Source organism: Paenibacillus sp. PK1-4R (assembly GCF_030369595.1).
Taxonomy (GTDB): domain Bacteria; phylum Bacillota; class Bacilli; order Paenibacillales; family Paenibacillaceae; genus Paenibacillus.
In genome coordinates, this window is the sequence record NZ_CP126535.1 from 2121873 (window position 1) to 2140495 (window position 18623).

An 18623-nucleotide genomic window follows, 5' to 3' on the forward strand; every position below is an offset into this window, starting at 1 on the left:
TTCTGTGAAAGATCCGCAACTTCGTGCTTACGCCCCTTTTGTGGGGCCGTTTGATCCTTGTCCGCCAGTAGAGATTCGGACGTATCTGGTACCTCCGCAATTATTTATTCCATTTCAGCCTATGGGCTGGCCACAGTACAGTCCGGCAGAAGCATTAAGAGTGGGGACGTTATGGCCTGCATTATACAGCCCTTATACACCAGCAAGATCGAAGGGAAGGAAGGTGGATGTGGATGGAACCTGAAGGAGCAAAAGCGTGCGATACCCAATACTATGAGCTGCTGGAGGAGCTTCAGGCTCTGGATTTTGTATTAGTGGAGTTGAATCTGTACCTGGACACCCATCCTGGGGATTATCAAAGCATAGAGCAATATAACAAATTCACGCAAGAACGTACGCGGGTGGCGCAGGAGTTTCAACAATTGTATGGACCCCTGATGAACTTTGGTCATGCCTTCTCCAAGTATCCGTGGGAATGGTCTCAGACGCCCTGGCCATGGCAAGTGTGACACATCAGCCTCAGGCTTCCTTGCAGGACTTTAGGGACAGGAAGCCCGAGGGTTAGAAGAAGAGCTGTATTTTGATAACGTAGAGGGAGGCGTCTTACATGTGGGTGTATGAGAAAAAACTGCAATATCCCGTAAGGGTTAGTAAATGTGATCCTCGTATGGCGAAATTGCTGATGGAACAATATGGCGGTGCAGATGGGGAGTTGGCCGCTGCCCTTCGATATCTGAATCAGCGTTATACAATTCCAGACAAGATTATCGGTCTGCTGACGGATATTGCTACAGAGGAATTTTCTCATCTGGAGATGATTGCCACCATGATCTACAAGTTGACCAAGGACGCATCAGTGGATCAACTGGAAGAAGCGGGACTTGGGCCGAACTATGCTCAACGCGATTCTGCCTTGTTTTATACCAATTCCTCCGGTGTACCCTTTACAGCTGCCTACATTGCTGCAAAGGGTGATCCAATTGCGGATCTGTACGAGGACATTGCAGCAGAAGAGAAAGCCCGGGCTACATATCAATGGTTGATCGACCTGACCGATGACGTGGATCTGCAGGATAGTCTGAAGTTTCTAAGGGAACGCGAGATCGTTCATTCCTTGCGCTTCCGGGAGGCTGTAGAGATCCTGAAAGACGATCGGGAGACAAAGAAGATTTTCTGAACGTTTGGTATAAAAGCAGAAGTCTGGCAGTCCGATAGGGCTGCTTTTTGCTTTGAGTTAATTGCTATGAGTTAATAAAGCCCGAAGCAGTGTACGTGGTGTATTGAGGGTTGCTTTCAAATAAAAAGACGATCCTTTTTGAATTTAAAATAAAAGGGATCGTCCTGGTTATTATTTTGGTGAATTATGGCCTAATATTCAACCACCATGGCAACATTTTGCCATCCAGCTCCAACGGTCCAGAACAACACTTTGTCACCACGCTGAATCTGACCAGTTGTAATCGCTCGATGTAATGCGATGAACGGACTGCTGGTTGAGGTATATCCGAACTCATCTCCGATATAGACGGCAATATCGTCACCAATGCCGATGTTCTCGGATACAGCCCGAATGTTACTAATGGATAGCTGAGAGAAGCAGGCGGCTCTGATCTCGTCTGGTCCAATCTCGTTGCGTGTCAGCAAGGTACGAATGGACTCCGAAGCGGCGTCCACACAGATCGAATCATCAAATGGGATGAATTTCACATGAAAGGCACCTGCATCCACACCTGTTTTGCCCAATTTCGCCAAGCCTTCTGCAGGAAAAAGAGAATTACCATACACACAGGTATCCGTCTGATAGATGGAATCAATGAAACCGACAGCATGTTCATCCCGCTCTACAATAACCGCCGCTGCTGCATCACCGAAATTGGCGAAGTATACGGGATCATCGGGACTGGCGTGAGGAGCTACGTAATCCGAGCCGATGATTAATGCCCGGCGAATTCGAGGATTGCCCAGCATCTGCCGGCTAACCTGTTCGAAAGCAGCGGTCATGCCTGCACAGTTCGCGTTACTGTCAATACAGATCGTGTGAGAAGCTCCGTTAATCAGGCGATGAATCATCAAGGAATTCGTAGGAAAGATGTATTCCGGCGTTTGGCTTGCATAAGCAATCAGATCAATATCTGCACCGGTGAGTCCGGTTTTCTCCAGTAGGTTACTGGCTGCCTCAAAGGCCATGCTTAGTGAGTTTTCGTCATCGTTGTCAATTTTATAACGTGTATCACGACCAAGTGCCTGTAACAATCCGCGAATATCTACACCTCTTGCGTCAAAATGTTCAATATAAAAATCATTGTGCACCTTGGTTGCAGGATGATAGATATCGATATCTACAATACGAATTCCGGCCATCTTCATTCTCCTCTTGAGCGGAAGGTTGAATTCACAGCTTGTCCGCCTGGTTTATTAAGTGGTAACGGTAGATATGATTTCGAGATTGTCCAGACCGACTGACCGGCCGAGCCGGGACAATTGCATTTTTAGAATCGCGTTGTTCTCGAGGGTCAACACGACTTTTTTATATTCATCTTTTTTGAACATTTGAAGGCAGCCTTCCAGAAGAGGAACAATCTCCGGAGCAGTAACATTCAACTTTTTGCAATCGATGTTCAGGTCATACTCCTTGGTGTTAAGAGGAGCGATCGTATCCTGATATGCCGAGATGGAACGCAAACCGTCTTCTTGAGAGAAAGAACCCTCCAGTTCAATGTTTAACACCTTGTTCGGAACGTCAGTCTTAAGAATGAAATTTCCCATGTTTGATCTCTCTCCTTTAAATGAGTTAAGGCTATCCTGCTAATGGATACACAGCCCCATAGGACCTCTGTTGAAAGCTTCTAAGATGAGAGCTGGTTCGAAGGATAATTTAACCATATTATAAAGGTAGGAATGTAAAAAGATCAATAAAAAAGTCGAATCATGTATAAAAATGTAGAAAAGTGAATTACTGTATTTCTTCCAAGGTAGCAAGCAAAATATTGAATGCACTAATGATGCGTGGAGCACCCACACAGGGTGCCAGATGTAGCAATATTCCCTTGAGCTGATCCACCGTCACTCCCACGCTCAGAGCCATCGTGTAATGTACCCCTAATTGTTCATACTGTCCTTGGGTGATCAACGAAGAGATGATAGCAACTTCCTTCCATTGATCCGTAATCGTGGTGCGCTGAAAAATATCCCCGTATGCCGTCCCCATAATAAATTCCGACAATTCGGGAAAATGTTCTTTGATGGGTGCAAGGGCTCTTGCGCCGTACTCACCAGAAAGTTTTGCGAAACGGTCTAGTCCCTGAGCTACATGTTCACTCATGATCTACTCCTCCTAATTTAAAGTTACGGTGCGGTGAGCCGTGGGTGGGATTTCATCTCGATCGGTCAGAAGCTCAATAACAGTTACCTGATTTAACGTCTGGGCTGTGTTCAGCGCAGATGAGAATTCAGCAAGGGTTTCTGCTCGAAACGCAACCGCACCGAGAGATTCGGCGAATTTGGCTGCATCCATAGGAACTTCATATAATGTGCCATCAATTCTGCCTGTTGTTTTTTCCATTCCTTTGAGTGCCATGTCCAGTTGTTTGTTATTAACGACAATGAAGATGACATTCAGATTGTTGCATACCGCGGTATTGATCTCCGTCCCCAGCATCATGAAACATCCATCCCCGGTGATACATACAACGGTCTCTTCAGGTGAAGCGGCCTTTGCACCTATCGCCATACCAATGGCGTTACCCATGCAGGCAAAGTACGCGTCAAACACAAAGCTGCCTGGTTTTTTGACTTTATATCGCTGGACCGCATGAAATCCATGGCTGCCATCATCAACAAACAGCTTATGATCGTAAGGAAGAAGTTCGCTCATCCCGTCCAGCACAGAAGCCAGAGACAGGCGGGGCAGATCTGGTAATGGGACAGTGTAATCCATGGGTGTCGTGGTTCTCTCAGGAGTAGGGAGGTCTTCTAATGTGCCCAGCAAATATTGCAGGTTGTCCTTCAAATCACCGGTGATATGTAAGGTTTGAGCGCTCAGAATCTTGCCTACAAACGTAGGATCAGCGTCAAATTGGATGAGGTGTACCGGATGATGTTCAGGCTTCAGATTGCAGAGGGTCATATCACTTAGACGTGAACCGAGTACGATATAAAGGTCACTTTGGTTCAGGATGTCGTCTGCATGCGGGAAACCTCCAACACCACAAGGTCCATGGTATAGGGGATGGTCCCACGCAATCGCTCCTTTTCCACCAGGAGTAGTAATGACGGGAATGTTGAACGATTCGGCCAAATGAAGCAATTCATCATGGGCTCTGGCGCGACTTACACCTTTACCAGCAATAATTAAGGGACGGTTGGATTGCTCAATGAGAGGAAGAATGCGATTCAGATTAGATACGCTAAGAAGAGGTTCCGGTTCGGGAATGACAATCCGGCATTGGGATAACAACTCGGTCTGTACGTCAAAAGGAATACAGAGGTGAACAGGGCCTTTATTAGGGCCGAGTGCAATGGAAAGGGCATGATTCAGCAGTGTGCCGAAGTGATCTCCACGCTCAACCAGTTTGCTGAATAGCGTAGCAGGCCTGAACATCTCAGCCAGATCAGCCAGATAGGAAGAGGAATCCTGGCACTGGGGTAGCCCCAGTTCCTGAATGGATTGATGGCCCGTAATAAACAGTACCGGCAGATTGTTGGCCTTTGCATGGGCTGCTGCAGTAAGCAGATTGGTTCCGCCTGGACCGGATGTGGCAAAGGCAACGCCGAGTTTACCCGTCTGTAATGCATAACCGGATGCGGCAAAACCTGAGCTGGATTCATGACGGCCTGGAATGAACTCTAATCCGTAATCCACCATTTTCAGTACAGCAGGACAGATGGATTTACCAATAATACCAAAGACATGAGTAACGCCTAGATTACGCAGAGTTTCTGCCAAATAGTCCGCAACTGTTCTCATGCGGGACACCTCGCTTCATGAAATAGGTTATTAGAACCATACGCATATTCCATTTGTTGAATGCAAGTTACTGTCTAAGGTTGTAAGAGGAAATATTCATTGTTATTAGGAAGAGTATCTTTTTTTGTGGTTTTTTGTCAACCTGTTTTTGTGAGTCTAAATTCCTGATTCTTAAGTTGGTAACGCTTTAAGTGTTGCTGGATAAAGTAAAAATAATTGGTTATATATCCCTGCAACGAATTACCCAATCGCAACAAAGTTACAAATAATGTAAAATGATGACTGTAAATGATGAATTTCAGCCACAAATAGCGACTTGAAAGCTTGAGATTTATCTTTTTTCGTATCAACGCATCATCGCATTCGCATTTCTTTGCTTTCTGCTATACTGGAAAGGAATTGGGAGGGGATGGAATGACAATCATCAAGATGGCTCTGATTGGGCTGGGTAAAATGGGACTACATATGGTTCATCTAATCGAGAATACGAAGATGGATACAAAGATTGAGATTGTAGCGGTGTGTGATGCGAATGAGGACGGTTTGGCGTCTTTTGCAGCTTCTCATCGGGGAGTTAGGACGTATACGGATTACAAGCAATTGATGAATGAACATCAGATTGATCTGTTGTATATTGCAGTTCCGCCGAAATTTCATTATCCGGTTGTCATGGAAGCGCTGGAGCGCAAAATTCATGTATTCTGCGAGAAACCGCTTGCCAATAGTGTAGAAGAAGCCAAAAAGATGCTGGATGCAGCAGAGCAGGCGGGCGTTGTTCATGCCATCCATTTCTCGATGCCGCATGAACCTTCTGTGCTGAAGTTGCAAGAGATGATTGAGCAGGGTACTGTGGGGGCCATTCGCAAAATGGATCTGATTCTGCAATTCCCGCAGTGGCCACGATCATGGCAACAGAATGCATGGATTACGAGCCGGGAACAGGGTGGATTTATTCTTGAAGTGGGAATTCACTGGATTCATATGATTCAAAAGGTGTTTGGTCCCATCCGGGTAGTGAGTACCCAGGTCCAATATCCTGAGAATGGAGAATGTGAGCATGAAGTACAGGCTGCGCTGGAACTGGAAGACGGGACTCGAATTCAGCTAAACGGCATCTCTCAATTTGCAGGAGAAGAACGTGTATCCATGGTGGTATACGGCACGGAAGGTACAATTGCCTTGGAAAATTGGGAGGAATTGAAGACGGGTATGGTGGGACAGCCACTGTCTCGAGTAGAAGTGCTTGAATCCGCCAGTGAATTGCCGGTTCTTAAACATGTCATTGCCCGTATACAAGGCAAACCAGCTAAGATATATGATTTTAACGATGGGTATCAGGCACAATTGATACTTGAAGCGCTACGGAACACGGAACAATCGAGATAAGAAAAGGAGTGCTTAGGTTTTTTCATATGAGGTGCCCGGTGCACCTTTTCCTGATTCAGCTCTCCTTAACACAAAGAAGCATCGCAGAGGCTCGGGTGAGTCTGTCTGCGATGCTTCTTTCCTTTGATATATGCTCATGATAGAGCTATATAGACATTCTATCGGTATGTTGATTCAGTTCAAGCCAGCTTGAATCGCTTAACCAGCTGATCAAGTGCATCGGACATTTCATTCAACTGCTTGGACGTGTCAGACATTTCCTGCAGAGAAGCAAGCTGTTCCTCCGTCATCGCAGATACTTCTTCCGTGGCTGATGCAGTATCCTCCACAACAGCCGATACTTCATTGATGGACTTCATCACAGCCTCACTACCGGAAGTTAACTCTTCGACAACAGCAGATACCTCCATAATTTCACCACTAAGGTTATGAATATGCTGAGTAATGGTTGAAAAAGCATTACCTGCATCCTCAATGGTCCGCAATCCTTCATTCACATGTAGCGTGCTCTCATCAACCACCTGCACCGTACTTTGAACACCTGTTACCACGGTTTCCAATATACTTGTAATCTCTTTGGCTGATGTTGCACTTTGGTCTGCAAGATTACGGATTTCCGCGGCAACGACAGCGAAGCCGCGTCCATTTTCCCCAGCGCGGGCAGCTTCAATTCCGGCGTTAAGTGCAAGCAGATTGGTTTGTCTTGCAATACCCGACATTGAATCTGCAATGTTGATCACTTGATCAGACATCTTCGAAATTTCATTAATGGCTCCCTGTACAGAGAGGAAGGATTGCTCAATGGAACTCATTTTACCTACAGCATTATCAATGCGCTGTTGCCCATCCACGGCAATGGATTCGGTACGAACTGCACGGCCTGCCACGTCACTTGCCGAGGAGGCGACACGATTAAGGCCATTTAGGGATTGCTGCATCGCAGCTACCATGGTTTGCGTAAGAGCAACCTGTTCATCAGCGCCTTCAGCGACGCGTTCCATGGCAGTGGCAACTTCTTTTCCTGCAAGATGGCTATCGGCAACCCCTTTATCCAATCGATCCGAAGCTGTGCTCAGAATCATGGCATTGCTCTGAACGTCCAGCATCATTTGCTGCAAACCAGTGAGCATTGTATTGGCTGCCTCCGCAAGTTCACGAGTTTCGTCTTTCATTGGCGTAGCGATTCTCAGTGTCAGGTCACCATTGGAAGAACCGATGTCATTTAATGCCTGTTTTACGGTACGAATGTTTCTAACAATGGCACGTGACAGGACCAATGCAGTAATGAACGAGATAATGGCCACAACGATAAGTGCGCCATACAGTTCCAGGTTTAGTAGTGTGTTTTTTTGCTTCAGTGCTTCTGTGCGGTTATCGGTTAACGTATGCTCGTTGGTTCGAAACGTATCGAGAGCAGTCCGAATCTGGTCCATGTCTCTTTTACCTGGATCATCTGCGAAAAAATCTCGAATGGCCTGCGTATTATTGGCTTGGCGAAGGGCGACCATAGGTTCACCAGCGACTTGGACCCAGTTCTCCATATTAGTATGTATGTCTTCCAAAAGTGCAAGTTGAGCCGGATTATCCGAAATTAAAGCAGCAAGTTCATCTCTTAGTGTAATAAGTTGCTCTTTTCCTTGGGTGTAGGGATCGAGATAATTGTCCTGACCCGTGATGATGTAACCACGTTGACCTGTTTCCATATCTACCATGTTTCTTTCGAGTTCATAGGTGAGGGCGTGTACCCTCATATCGTGATCGACCAGAAAATCCAGTTCCCGTTGGAGCTGACTTGTGCTGTTCTGAATCAGCAGGATGCAACCAGCCAGTACAGCCAGTACGAGTAAATATCCTAATCCGATCTTATAAAAAATCTTAAAGGTCTTACGCTTTTTCATGTTTGTTATTCCTCTCTATGGGGTATATGTAGTTGTCGAAAAAACCGGAAATGTGATAATTATAGGTCTTTAGATTAGGTGTCTAAAGCACTATTTTTTTAGTATTATACGTAAAGAAACTTCTTTTGTATATAGTTTGTTTAACTACAATATAACGTTTGATTAATGCTGTATAAGGTTGGGGATGATGATGTTTTACAATCGTTGGTTTACACGTTGAAACGTTATGTTTATCATGGGAAGGGAACGATTCCAATTACATATACAATATCCCAATCCGAAAGGAACATTGGACATGAATAAAGAGAAGGTATTGCTCAAACCGGAAGCGATGATTTTTGACATGGATGGTACGCTGTTCCAGACAGAGACCCTGTTGTTGCCAGCATACCAGCAACTATTTGATACATTGCGTGCCGAAGGGCACTTTGAAGGAGAAACTCCACCCGAGGAACGGATGCTGGGAAGTTTGGGCATGTTGCTCGAAGATATATGGAAAGTGGTTATGCCTGAGGCATCGGAAGCGGCACATCGCCGTGCAGACGAACTGCTGCTTCAACTGGAGATTGAGGGGCTTGATCAAGGAAGTTCTCAATTGTATCCGGGTGTGAAAGAAACGCTGCAAGCCTTAAAACAACAAGGAGTGCGTCTTTTTGTCGCAAGTAACGGGCTGGAGGACTATGTGAAGGGTGTGGCGTTTGCACACGAGATCATGCCTTTCTTTGAAGGGGTATACAGTGCAGGCCAGTACAAGACTCCTTCCAAAATTAATCTGGTGCAGATCCTGCTTGAGAAACATCGTATTCAGGACGCATGGATGGTAGGGGATCGCTCTTCTGACGTGGAAGCTGGTAAAATGAACGGTCAGGCGGTCATCGGCTGTGCTTATGCCGGGTTCGGTCGTGATGAGGAGCTTGCGGGCTCAGATGTGCTCATCTCTGATTTTACAGAACTGCTGCGTCTGTATGATGAAGCAGAGTAGCCTTTACGCTGCATACGTATACTGAGATTTAAGATTATGAACCACATGATATGAACCTGTATTCAACGGAAATCCGTTGAATACAGGTTTTTTTATTTGGTCATGCAGTCACATTCTCCCCTGTAGAAAGTTGATTTCCCTATCCCGCTTTCCTTCATATTCCCTCTATACTTCATTCAAAAGCTATAGGGGGTCCGATTCTGGTGAAACCATCCAAAATACATGCCTATATGTTCATCTTTCCAAGTCTTTTTTTAACTGTTGTATTCGGGATCTATCCTCTGTTATGGGCGCTGCGTTACATGTTCTATGATTATCAAGGCATCGGGACGCCTGTCTTTATTGGGCTTGACAATTTTGGACGCATTTTGCGTGACGGGCAATTCTGGGATTCTGTAGGCAACACGGGTGTGTATGCCCTGGGCAAACTCGTCGTTACGATTCCACTGTCGTTAACTCTGGCGATTATTCTGAATCGTAAATGGAGAGGTCGATCCCTCTTTAGGGCGATCTATTATCTTCCCACTATTTTCAGCGCTTCGGTCATGGCGATTGTATTTTTTATTATTTTCAACTCCTATAACGGAATATTGAACCAATTGCTGCTTAAGTATCATGTGATCTCCGAATCCATTAGCTGGCTGGGGGCTGAACATGCCATGTTAACAACCATCATCATCGCCATCTGGGGGGCTGTGGGCAACTATATGTTGTTGTTCATTGCGGGTCTTCAGAGCATTCCTGAAGAGCTTTATGAGGCGGCATCGCTGGATGGAGCAAGTGAGTTTCAGAAACTGCGGAATGTAACGATTCCGTTGCTGGGTCCTGTCTTGCAGATGATCATCATGCTGGCAATTACCACGGCGCTGAAAGGTTACGAGAGTATTATGGTGCTGACCGAAGGGGGGCCATATGGCAAAACAGAGGTGATGTATCTGTATTTGTTCAAACTGTTGTTTCCCGTGTCGGCTGAAACACAATCACTCCAGCAGCTCGGTTATGGCAGTGCAGTCGGTTTTACAACGGCTCTCATCGTAGGGGCTGTGACGCTCATTTATTTCCGGATATCCAAAAAGCTCAATGATGTCTATTAAACTGAAAAACAGACTTTTTGAACACGTATAAAATTAATCAGGAGGAAACGATGATGACTCAAAAAGTACTTGCGCCCTCAGGGTCTCCCCAACTCATTCGCTGGACCAAACGAACAGTACTTTGGCTGTTTTTGATCGCAATCGCTCTGCTGTCGCTGTTCCCCATCATACTTGTATTGCTCGGTTCCTTCAAAACGAACCAGGAATTGACCGGAGGAGCTACGATCTGGCCGAAGATTTGGCAGTTCTCCAACTATGCTCAGGCTTGGCGAACCGCCAATTTTTCGGGTTTTACGATTAATAGCGTGTTTGTTAGCATCAGTACAACAGTTGGCACGTTGCTGGTAGCTTCGATGTCAGCCTACGCTGTGGATCGAGTGAATTTCAAAGGGAAAAAGGGGTACACCCTGCTCATGGCATCTACTCTGTTTATTTCCATAGGCGCAGTTGTGCTGCGTCCGCAATTTGACCTCATGGTCAAGCTGGGGCTGAATACCACGTTGTGGGGCGTTATTATTATACTGATCAGCGCACACGCTGCCACATACTTTATTCTCATTGGTTTCTTCAAGAGCATCCCGCGCGAACTGGATGAGGCGGCGATGATTGATGGCTGTAATTTCTTCACCACATACTGGCGCATTATTCTTCCGCTCCTGCGGCCCGGACTCGCCGTTGCAGGTCTGGGTGTATTCCAGAGTTCATGGAATGAATATATTCTTCCTTTTGTGTTCACCATGAGCAATCCGGACTTGCAGACTTTGCCGGTTGGGCTGGCTAATCTGCGATATGGCATCGGAGCTGCAGCTGAGGTCCAACTGATGATGGCCGGAGCCTGTCTGTCCATTTTGCCGCTGCTCATCGTTTATATTTTTGCCAACAAATCATTCATGCAAGTGACCTTGGGAGCTGTGAAAGGATAGGCGTGAGCACAATCATGGAAACGGTTTTACGGGTTATTCCACTGTGCTATACTCATTTTAATTCACAGCGGACGGGCCAAGCCGTGTTCAAGGAGCGAACGCCGATGATATTCGACTTTTATAAAATGTCCCTGAAAAAAAGAATACAGCTGCTGTACATTTTTCTCGTTGTCTTATGCATCAGTGTGACCGGGATATGCTCTTATCTCTTTGCTGCACGAAGCATTGAGCAGAATGCACTTGAACTGAAACAAAGCATTCTGAACAAATCAGTGCAGGTTATGGATGAACATCTGAGGCACATTGTTGTATCCTCTTTTTCTTTTATGCTCAATGAAACGTTCACCCAGGTCATGAAGGACGTGGGAAAAAATAACACATCTCATTATTATCAGAATCTCTCGCTGCTGCAAACATCGTTTGCTCAATTGAAGCTCGTAGAGCCACTGATTGATACGGCATATCTGACAACACCCATCGGTGATTTTTTCTCGACCAAAGATTTTCCGAATCGGAACAACTCGTTCGACAGGGAATACGGACGCTACGTGAAGCTGCAGGGCTGGAATACGATGTGGTTTGGTTCACATCAGAGTGAATTGTTCCAATCCAAGGGAAATATGTTATCTCTGTTGCTCAAACCTATTGTGATCGATAATCATACCTATTCGAATGTATATATGGTCGTCAATATGAAGGAAGAGGCGATGCGAGACATTCTGACGCAGGATCTCATGAATAACCAGATTCAACTGTTTTTGCTGAACAAAAACGGAAATGAAGTCATTCGGCCCAGGTCCCGAAATTACGATTTCATTATGGAGCCTGACTTTACACAACAGTTTAGCCGTGACGATGCTGGGGATTTCACCTACAGGAACGATCAGGGGGAGGACATGCTTGTTAACTATTCGGCATTGTCGATGAACGAGGATTGGGTCATGGTAAGTGTACAGTCCAAGGCTGACTTGTTGTCCCCCCTCCAAAAGATACGCTGGCTGATCATCCTGATCATGTTGTTTTGCATTTTGCTTGCACTCGGGTTGTCCAGGCTGCTGGCCTCCGCTCTGCTGAAGCCACTGAACAAACTGCGACGCTTGATGGTTGAGGTGGAGTCTAATGATCTGGATGTACGGTTTCGCAGCAAGTATGACGATGAAGTCAGCGCTGTAGGGCATCGTTTCAACCGGATGTTGGACCAGATTCAGATTCTGTTTGAAGAAGTACGGACAACGGAGCAAGATAAACGGCGGTTTGAAGTCAAGGCGCTTCAGGCGCAGGTTGATCCTCATTTCCTCTACAATACGCTTAATACGATGTTCTGGAAAAGTGAGAGCGGAGAGAAGAAGGATGTAAGTGAGATGATCGTCTCCTTATCCTTATTATTCCGTCTGGGCCTGAATGATGGTAAAGACATCACCAGTGTGGAGCAGGAGATCAAACATGTCGAACAATACATGCAGCTTCAGCAAAAATGTTACGAGGATCTGTTCGTTTATCGGATTGAGGTGGGGGACCCCTCTTGTTACGCTGTTGATATTTTAAAAATATTACTTCAGCCCTTGGTCGAGAATTCCATCCTGCATGGATTCAATGACAAAGAAGATTTGGGCGTTATCCTGATCCGCATTGATCGTCAGGGTGACACACTACGGCTGGAGGTGGCTGACAATGGATGTGGTATGGATGTAGCCGGCATCTATGCTGAGGATGTTCCTGACGGGGGACGCAAAGGTTATGCCCTATCCAATCTCCATGGCAGATTAAGCCTGCACTACGGGGATGTGGCCTCAATTGTATTTCATAGCAGTACAGATGTGGGAACAACGGTTGTTATCACGATTCCGATCACCTGAGGAGGGGCAGTATGGGCCAATTGACGATGTGTGTTATGGATGATATCCAGGCAGTTGTAAAGGGCATATCTTCAACTATTCCGTGGGAGGATCATCAGGTTCGGATTGTAGGCACGGCGGGCAATGGAGAGCGCGGTTGGTCCTTGTTGCTGGAGCAGCAACCCGACATCGTGATTAGTGATATCAGGATGCCCAAGCTGAGCGGGCTGGAACTAATGAAGCGGGCATTGGATGCCGGACTGCGAGCCAAATTTATTTTCATCAGTGGTTATTCTGATTTTCAATATGCACAGGAGGCCATCAAGCTTGGTGCATCCGATTATTTGCTCAAACCGTTTACCCCTGAAGAAATACTAGGTGCGGTGTTGAAGGTAAGACAGGTGATTACGGAAGAGCAGGCACAGTGCAAACAGTTGGAACAGTTGGAGCAGAAGGTGGAGAGTAGCAGCCAGTACGAGCGTCACAGCTATCTCCTGGGCTTGTTGCGTCATGAAATCGGGGGCTACCTGAATGAAAGTCGCTGGAACGAGCTGCACATTGATCTCGATTCATCCAATCTTCTCGTCATGGTCATCGAGGTGGATGGTTATACGCGATATGGATACACGATGCATCTGGATGCCGAAATCGTTCCTTTTGCGGTCCAAAATATTGTGGGAGAAACCTTAAACCGCTATACCAAAGGCGTTGTTTTACGGGAAAACCGATACCGGCTTGCAGCCATATTTAACACACCAAGCCAGATCGACGTCTCTGAGCTACTGGAGCAATGCCGCCAAAATGTGGAGCGATTCAGCAAAAAAACAGTCTCGATTGGTGTTGGTACGATTGCCCGCAGACCACAGGAAATCTGGACGTCCTACGCACATGCAGATCAGGCGATATCCTATCGTTTTTACAGAGAAGGAAATTGCATCCTCCAGTATACTGAACTGGAAAAACAGGCCTGTGTGGCTCCAGTATATCCTTTGGAGAAGGAGAAAGAGCTTTTTTACGCACTCAAATGTGGTAATGAGAGCACCTGTCACCGCATCATTGATGAAATTCTCGAAGAATGGCAGGTCTCCGAAGGTTTTCCCGAGCCGCTCACGATGATTCGTTTGCTGTCTGGACTGGCTTTTGCCATCTACCGTGCCTTTTGTGATGAGATTACAGCAGAGGAACGCTTGCGTCTGGAGGCCGACCTGACAGTGCTTGAGGCGATGCGCTCCTTGACGTTTGAGGGCTGGAGGGGATATATCAAACATTTTAGCAGTATGGGTTGCGAGATTATGGACAAAAAACGACTCACCGATGTCAAACAGGCGATTAGCAAAGCCCAGGAATATATCAGTCTGAATCTTGCAGAGAATCTGACGCTGCATGCCTGTGCCCAATCCGTACATTTAAGTCCGAGTTACTTTGCCAATGCCTTCAAAAAGGAAACCGGCATAACGCCGATTCAATATATTACTAAGATGAGGATGGAAAAGGCCAAAGAATTGCTAGTTGCAGGTGTACAGGTGCAAGAGATCTGCCAGAGGCTGGGTTATGAGGACAGGCCTTATTTCAGCGGTTTGTTCAAGAAATATTGCGGCATGACGCCAACCTGCTTCCGACAAATGTATGAGAATTGAAACCGATACGGAACGTCATTTTTCCCACCATGCAAAGTCAGAATGTCCCTCACCTCCATGAAAGCGTAGCGATTATCATTACGTTAACGGATAACCAAACGGGTTGTCCAGACAAGCATAAGGGGGCATATCAATGGTTAAAAAGTGGATGGTGACTACGCTAAGTGCATTGCTGGCGCTAAGTTTGGCAGGTTGTTCTGCTGACAGTGGTACTTCGGCAAATAGCGAATCGGGGACCAGCGGGGAGAATGCCGGAGGGAAAACCAAAATCATATATTGGACACCGGACCGCCATGATGCTGATTTTATGAAATCCAAGATCGATGAGTTCAACCAGACAAACAAGGACAATATTGAAGTGGAGATGACCGTGATGGGGGACAACTATCCACAGGCGGTTGATATTGCTTTTGCCAGCAAGCAGGCACCCGATGTGCTGCAAGTTAATGATTTTCAGACGTATTATCAGAAGGGGTATCTCGCCCCGATCGATGGATACATGAGTGATGAGATGAAGGCCGTGTTTAAAGACAGCTTGATTGAGAATAAAAACACAATTGATGGAAAAATATATTCCCTCCCCAATACAGGGCAGGTCTGGCGGCTTGTGTATAACAAAGATATTTTCAAAAAGGCAGGGATCGAGAGTCCGCCAAAAACGTTGGCTGAGATGGTTGCGGATGCCAAAAAAATTACCGAAGTTGGTAAAAGTGAAGGCATCTATGGTTTTGCCAGCCCGTTCAAGAGCAGCAGCGGTTTCTGGAGAGCAGCCAATACGATTGCAGGTGCAAGCAATAATGTTGGTATTGATGGTTACAACTACAAGACTGGCCAATTTGATTTTGGGATGTACAAGGATATCGCAATGGCGCTTCGTCAGATGAATCTGGATGGCAGCATGCTGCCAGGTGTTGAAAGTCTGGACATCGATCCGCTCAGAGCCCAGTTTGCTCAAGGTAAAATCGGAATGTACATTAACCACTCTGGTGAACCAGGGGTATATAAAGATCAGTTTCCTACAAAAGAAAAATGGGCAGCGGCTCCTGTGCCAACAAATGATGGAACGATCAAGGGCGCTTCGCAAGTCATCGGGGGCTCCTACATCGGCATCAATGCAGATTCTGCCAACAAGGAAGCGGCATGGAAGTTTATGGAGTATGTGTACAGCACAGATCTTCAGAGTGAGTATTACGAAAAAGGATATGGGATTTCACTGATTCCTGCTGTATTAAGCTCTGGTAAAAAACCAAGCATTCCGGGCATTGAAGGTTTCCTGCCCAAACGTTATGATGCCATTTTCCCGGCAAATCCAAGTGTGGTGACCGAGAGTTCACTGGAAGGAAATAAATGGAGCGATGCATTCTCCATCTATGTATTCACGGGTGGTGATCTCGATAGTGTAATCAAGGATCTGGATACGAGATACAATGCAGCTCTGGAGAAAACCAAAGCAGCAGGGCTGACCAATATAACTGCTGATCCATCGTTTGATTCTTCCAAGCTTCAGGGCAAATTGTCCACAGAAGACTAATAAACGTTCATAGCGGCCGTGGTTTAACTACTTCGGTCGCTTACTCACAAGGAAAGGGGAAAAGCAAAATGATTATTAATCATGCGTCTATCGATGCACATATCATTAACGAAACGAGTTCCCGCAAGATTTTGGGCATGGGCGGTACATTAATGATGGTGGAGGTTACCTTTGCTAAAGGGGGTATTGGAGAAGTTCACTCCCATGATGCGCACGAGCAGGTCAGCTATATCGTCAAAGGCAGCTTTGAGGTACAGGTCGGTGAAGAAACTCGCATCTTAAAAGCAGGGGACAGCTTTTATGCCGGTTTTAACGTCCCGCATGGGGTCAAGGCACTGGAGGACTCCGTCATTCTGGATGTTTTTACCCCGTTCCGTCAGGATTTCCTTGAGGCGTCCCAATGAGCGATTTTTACCTTTCGGCAACGGATCTGCAACGGGCTGCCCAATATTATGAAAAACATTTTCCGGAAGAAGCCCGAAATTCGCTCACGATAGCCAATCGTGCCATCCTGAATGAATTTATCGTTCCTTATACCAACGATCTGAATCGCTGGATTCCGATGGGGACACCTGTGGACTGGCTTCACAACCCGACCAATGATCTGGAGTTCACATGGGGCATCAATCGACACTGGCATATGCTCGATCTGGGCAAGGCGTATCTGATGAAGGGCAATCCACTATATGTGACAGCTTTCATTGACCACTTTCGCAGTTGGAGGCAACAGAACCCGGTACCTGTAAATCCGGTTTATGACGAGGCCGTGTTCTTTCAAAAGCCCGGTCCATGGCGCCTGCTGGAGACGGGACTACGTGTGCAGTCCTGGATATCGGCATATAAATATATGGAAGCAAGTTCATTGATAGACGAAGGCTTTCAAGCGGAGTTTCGACAAGGTCTGAACGAGCACGCCGAGTTTTTGACCCGTTACCTCGGCAGCACGGAAATCAATCATGCCATTATGCATATGCAAGGGTTGTTCATGATTGCTACGTTCTACCACCAGCATCCGCGAAGTCCATACTGGCGTCAAGTGGCGATGGAACGTCTTGAGTTGTGTTTGCTGCATCAGTTGGGTGAAGAGGGAATACAGGTTGAACTGACAACACATTACCACAATGCCAGCATCGAAATGTTTGGCACGCCTTATCGGTTGGGCGAGATATCAGGACATCCTTTCTCGGCATGGTATGCCCGCTGTCTGCGCCAAATGGCTGCATTCACCGAGGCGCTGATCCGACCAGATCATCAGTCTACCGGTATTGGTGATTCGGATTGGGTTGGTGATGGACGACAACGACTGACCCTGCTTGGAGCGATTCTGGACGATGATGATTTGATGGCTCGCGGAACAGATAGCTCGGAGTGTCTCTGGTTGCTGGGTGTGGAGAAATATGAGCGATGCCTCAGATTACAGGCTTCTTCTTCTCCGGCGTTGCCGAGTCGGGCTTTTCCGCAGACAGGATATTATGTCATGAGGGACAAGTATCAATATCTTTTTTTTGATGCGGCTGCCATGGGCGGAGCACACGGACATGCGGATGCGCTGAATGTGGAGTGGATGTGGAAGAACCAGCTTTTCTTCACGGACACCGGACGTTATACGTATGAAGAAGGGGAATGGCGGCGGTATTTCAAAAGTACGCGGGCGCACAATACCGTCACGGTGGATGGTCTGGATCAGACACCTTATCTCTCCACACAGAAATGGGGTGAACCGGAGGCTCAGGCCACAACGCTACGTTGGGAGAGCAATGACAGCTATCACTTCATTGATGCTTCACAGGATGGATATACACATTTGCCAGATCCAGTTACACATAGTCGGTGGATGCTGGCAGGGGTGGAGATCCCTATACTATTAATTGTGGATTGGCTGGAAGCAGAAGCAGAGCATACGCTGGAGCAACGTTTTCACTTGCATCCGCAAGCGGATATTGCGTTGAGAATGAATGAAGCTGGAGAAATGACGGCGGATATGAGCTATGAGGCATCTTCCATAACGCTGACGATGCAATGGGTTACGGCAGGCATCGGGAAGGGAGCCTTCGCGTTGACGGAGCAGCCCGGCTGGGTATCTGAGGTGTACGGTTCCAAGTCGGAAACATCGGTCATTCAGGGCAAGACTGATTTCTCGGGTAAAGTGGGTATTCTGACGTTGTGCCTGCCTGCGGATCATATTGACCAGGTTACACGTGTTACCACATGTCAATTAGAACCTGATCTGATGAGATTGACATTATCTTATGTGCAAGGTGAGGAAAAAGGGTATATTGTGATTGACAACGACACGCTGCAATGGACGAAAGAACAGAAATAAAAAACAGTGAAGCAGGAGCAGATGCTCGCACTTGGCGAACATACACTC

At 46.6% G+C, this 18623-nt stretch carries 17 protein-coding genes; 12 read left to right on the forward strand and 5 right to left on the reverse strand.

Annotated features, from left to right (window positions below; all coding sequences use genetic code 11):
- Window positions 1-4: 4 nt before the first annotated feature.
- The 3 genes from QNO02_RS09295 to QNO02_RS09305 all read left to right on the forward strand — a co-directional run bounded on the left by QNO02_RS09295 (window position 5) and on the right by QNO02_RS09305 (window position 1177).
- Entirely contained in the window at window positions 5-244 is a 240-nt protein-coding gene (locus QNO02_RS09295) for a spore coat associated protein CotJA (RefSeq protein ID WP_017689526.1), read from the forward strand.
- On the forward strand, window positions 234-509 hold the full coding sequence (locus QNO02_RS09300) for a spore coat protein CotJB (protein ID WP_036669913.1): 276 nt from the start codon (window positions 234-236) through the stop codon (window positions 507-509). The genes QNO02_RS09295 and QNO02_RS09300 overlap by 11 nt, the downstream gene beginning before the upstream one ends.
- A 98-nt stretch (window positions 510-607) precedes the next feature.
- Window positions 608-1177: a manganese catalase family protein gene (locus tag QNO02_RS09305; protein WP_036669914.1), complete on the forward strand. Its 570-nt coding sequence runs from the start codon at window positions 608-610 to the stop codon at window positions 1175-1177.
- A 191-nt stretch (window positions 1178-1368) separates the two neighbouring features.
- Here QNO02_RS09305 and QNO02_RS09310 read toward each other — a convergent pair whose 3' ends face one another.
- The 4 genes from QNO02_RS09310 to QNO02_RS09325 all read right to left on the reverse strand — a co-directional run bounded on the left by QNO02_RS09310 (window position 1369) and on the right by QNO02_RS09325 (window position 4966).
- Complete coding sequence (locus tag QNO02_RS09310) at window positions 1369-2361, reverse strand: 3-oxoacyl-[acyl-carrier-protein] synthase III C-terminal domain-containing protein (RefSeq protein ID WP_289391865.1); 993 nt, start codon at window positions 2359-2361, stop codon at window positions 1369-1371.
- A 54-nt stretch (window positions 2362-2415) separates the two neighbouring features.
- Window positions 2416-2766, reverse strand: a complete 351-nt coding sequence (locus QNO02_RS09315) for a hypothetical protein (protein WP_091032592.1) — start codon at window positions 2764-2766, stop codon at window positions 2416-2418.
- A gap of 187 nt (window positions 2767-2953) precedes the next feature.
- Window positions 2954-3322, reverse strand: a complete 369-nt coding sequence (locus QNO02_RS09320; protein ID WP_091032589.1) for a carboxymuconolactone decarboxylase family protein — start codon at window positions 3320-3322, stop codon at window positions 2954-2956.
- 12 nt (window positions 3323-3334) lie between these two features.
- Window positions 3335-4966: a thiamine pyrophosphate-binding protein gene (locus tag QNO02_RS09325; RefSeq protein ID WP_091032586.1), complete on the reverse strand. Its 1632-nt coding sequence runs from the start codon at window positions 4964-4966 to the stop codon at window positions 3335-3337.
- 414 nt (window positions 4967-5380) lie between these two features.
- Between QNO02_RS09325 and QNO02_RS09330 the strand changes: the two genes are divergently transcribed.
- Window positions 5381-6352, forward strand: coding sequence for a Gfo/Idh/MocA family protein (locus QNO02_RS09330; RefSeq protein WP_289391866.1), 972 nt, complete (start codon window positions 5381-5383; stop codon window positions 6350-6352).
- Window positions 6353-6531: 179 nt separating this feature from the next.
- On the opposite strand, the gene QNO02_RS09335 is transcribed toward QNO02_RS09330, so the two are convergent.
- Window positions 6532-8250, reverse strand: coding sequence for a methyl-accepting chemotaxis protein (locus QNO02_RS09335; protein ID WP_289391867.1), 1719 nt, complete (start codon window positions 8248-8250; stop codon window positions 6532-6534).
- A gap of 295 nt (window positions 8251-8545) precedes the next feature.
- Between QNO02_RS09335 and QNO02_RS09340 the strand changes: the two genes are divergently transcribed.
- The 8 genes from QNO02_RS09340 (at window position 8546) to QNO02_RS09375 (ending at window position 18575) form a co-directional block, all read left to right on the forward strand.
- On the forward strand, window positions 8546-9232 hold the full coding sequence (locus QNO02_RS09340) for an HAD family hydrolase (protein ID WP_047844222.1): 687 nt from the start codon (window positions 8546-8548) through the stop codon (window positions 9230-9232).
- 203 nt (window positions 9233-9435) lie between these two features.
- Window positions 9436-10326, forward strand: a complete 891-nt coding sequence (locus tag QNO02_RS09345; RefSeq protein WP_289391868.1) for a carbohydrate ABC transporter permease — start codon at window positions 9436-9438, stop codon at window positions 10324-10326.
- A 53-nt stretch (window positions 10327-10379) separates the two neighbouring features.
- Window positions 10380-11249 (forward strand): carbohydrate ABC transporter permease, encoded by an 870-nt coding sequence (locus QNO02_RS09350; protein ID WP_091032578.1) that lies wholly within the window; start codon window positions 10380-10382, stop codon window positions 11247-11249.
- Between the two features lie 14 nt (window positions 11250-11263).
- On the forward strand, window positions 11264-13105 hold the full coding sequence (locus tag QNO02_RS09355; RefSeq protein WP_289391869.1) for a sensor histidine kinase: 1842 nt from the start codon (window positions 11264-11266) through the stop codon (window positions 13103-13105).
- An 11-nt stretch (window positions 13106-13116) separates the two neighbouring features.
- A complete protein-coding gene (locus QNO02_RS09360) occupies window positions 13117-14721 on the forward strand; it encodes a helix-turn-helix domain-containing protein (RefSeq protein WP_289391870.1) in 1605 nt (534 codons plus the stop codon).
- Between the two features lie 133 nt (window positions 14722-14854).
- A complete protein-coding gene (locus tag QNO02_RS09365; RefSeq protein WP_289391871.1) occupies window positions 14855-16252 on the forward strand; it encodes an ABC transporter substrate-binding protein in 1398 nt (465 codons plus the stop codon).
- 68 nt (window positions 16253-16320) lie between these two features.
- On the forward strand, window positions 16321-16656 hold the full coding sequence (locus tag QNO02_RS09370; protein WP_091032567.1) for a cupin domain-containing protein: 336 nt from the start codon (window positions 16321-16323) through the stop codon (window positions 16654-16656).
- Window positions 16653-18575 (forward strand): alginate lyase family protein, encoded by a 1923-nt coding sequence (locus QNO02_RS09375; RefSeq protein ID WP_289391872.1) that lies wholly within the window; start codon window positions 16653-16655, stop codon window positions 18573-18575. Before QNO02_RS09370 ends, QNO02_RS09375 begins: the two co-directional genes overlap by 4 nt.
- Window positions 18576-18623: the final 48 nt, after the last annotated feature.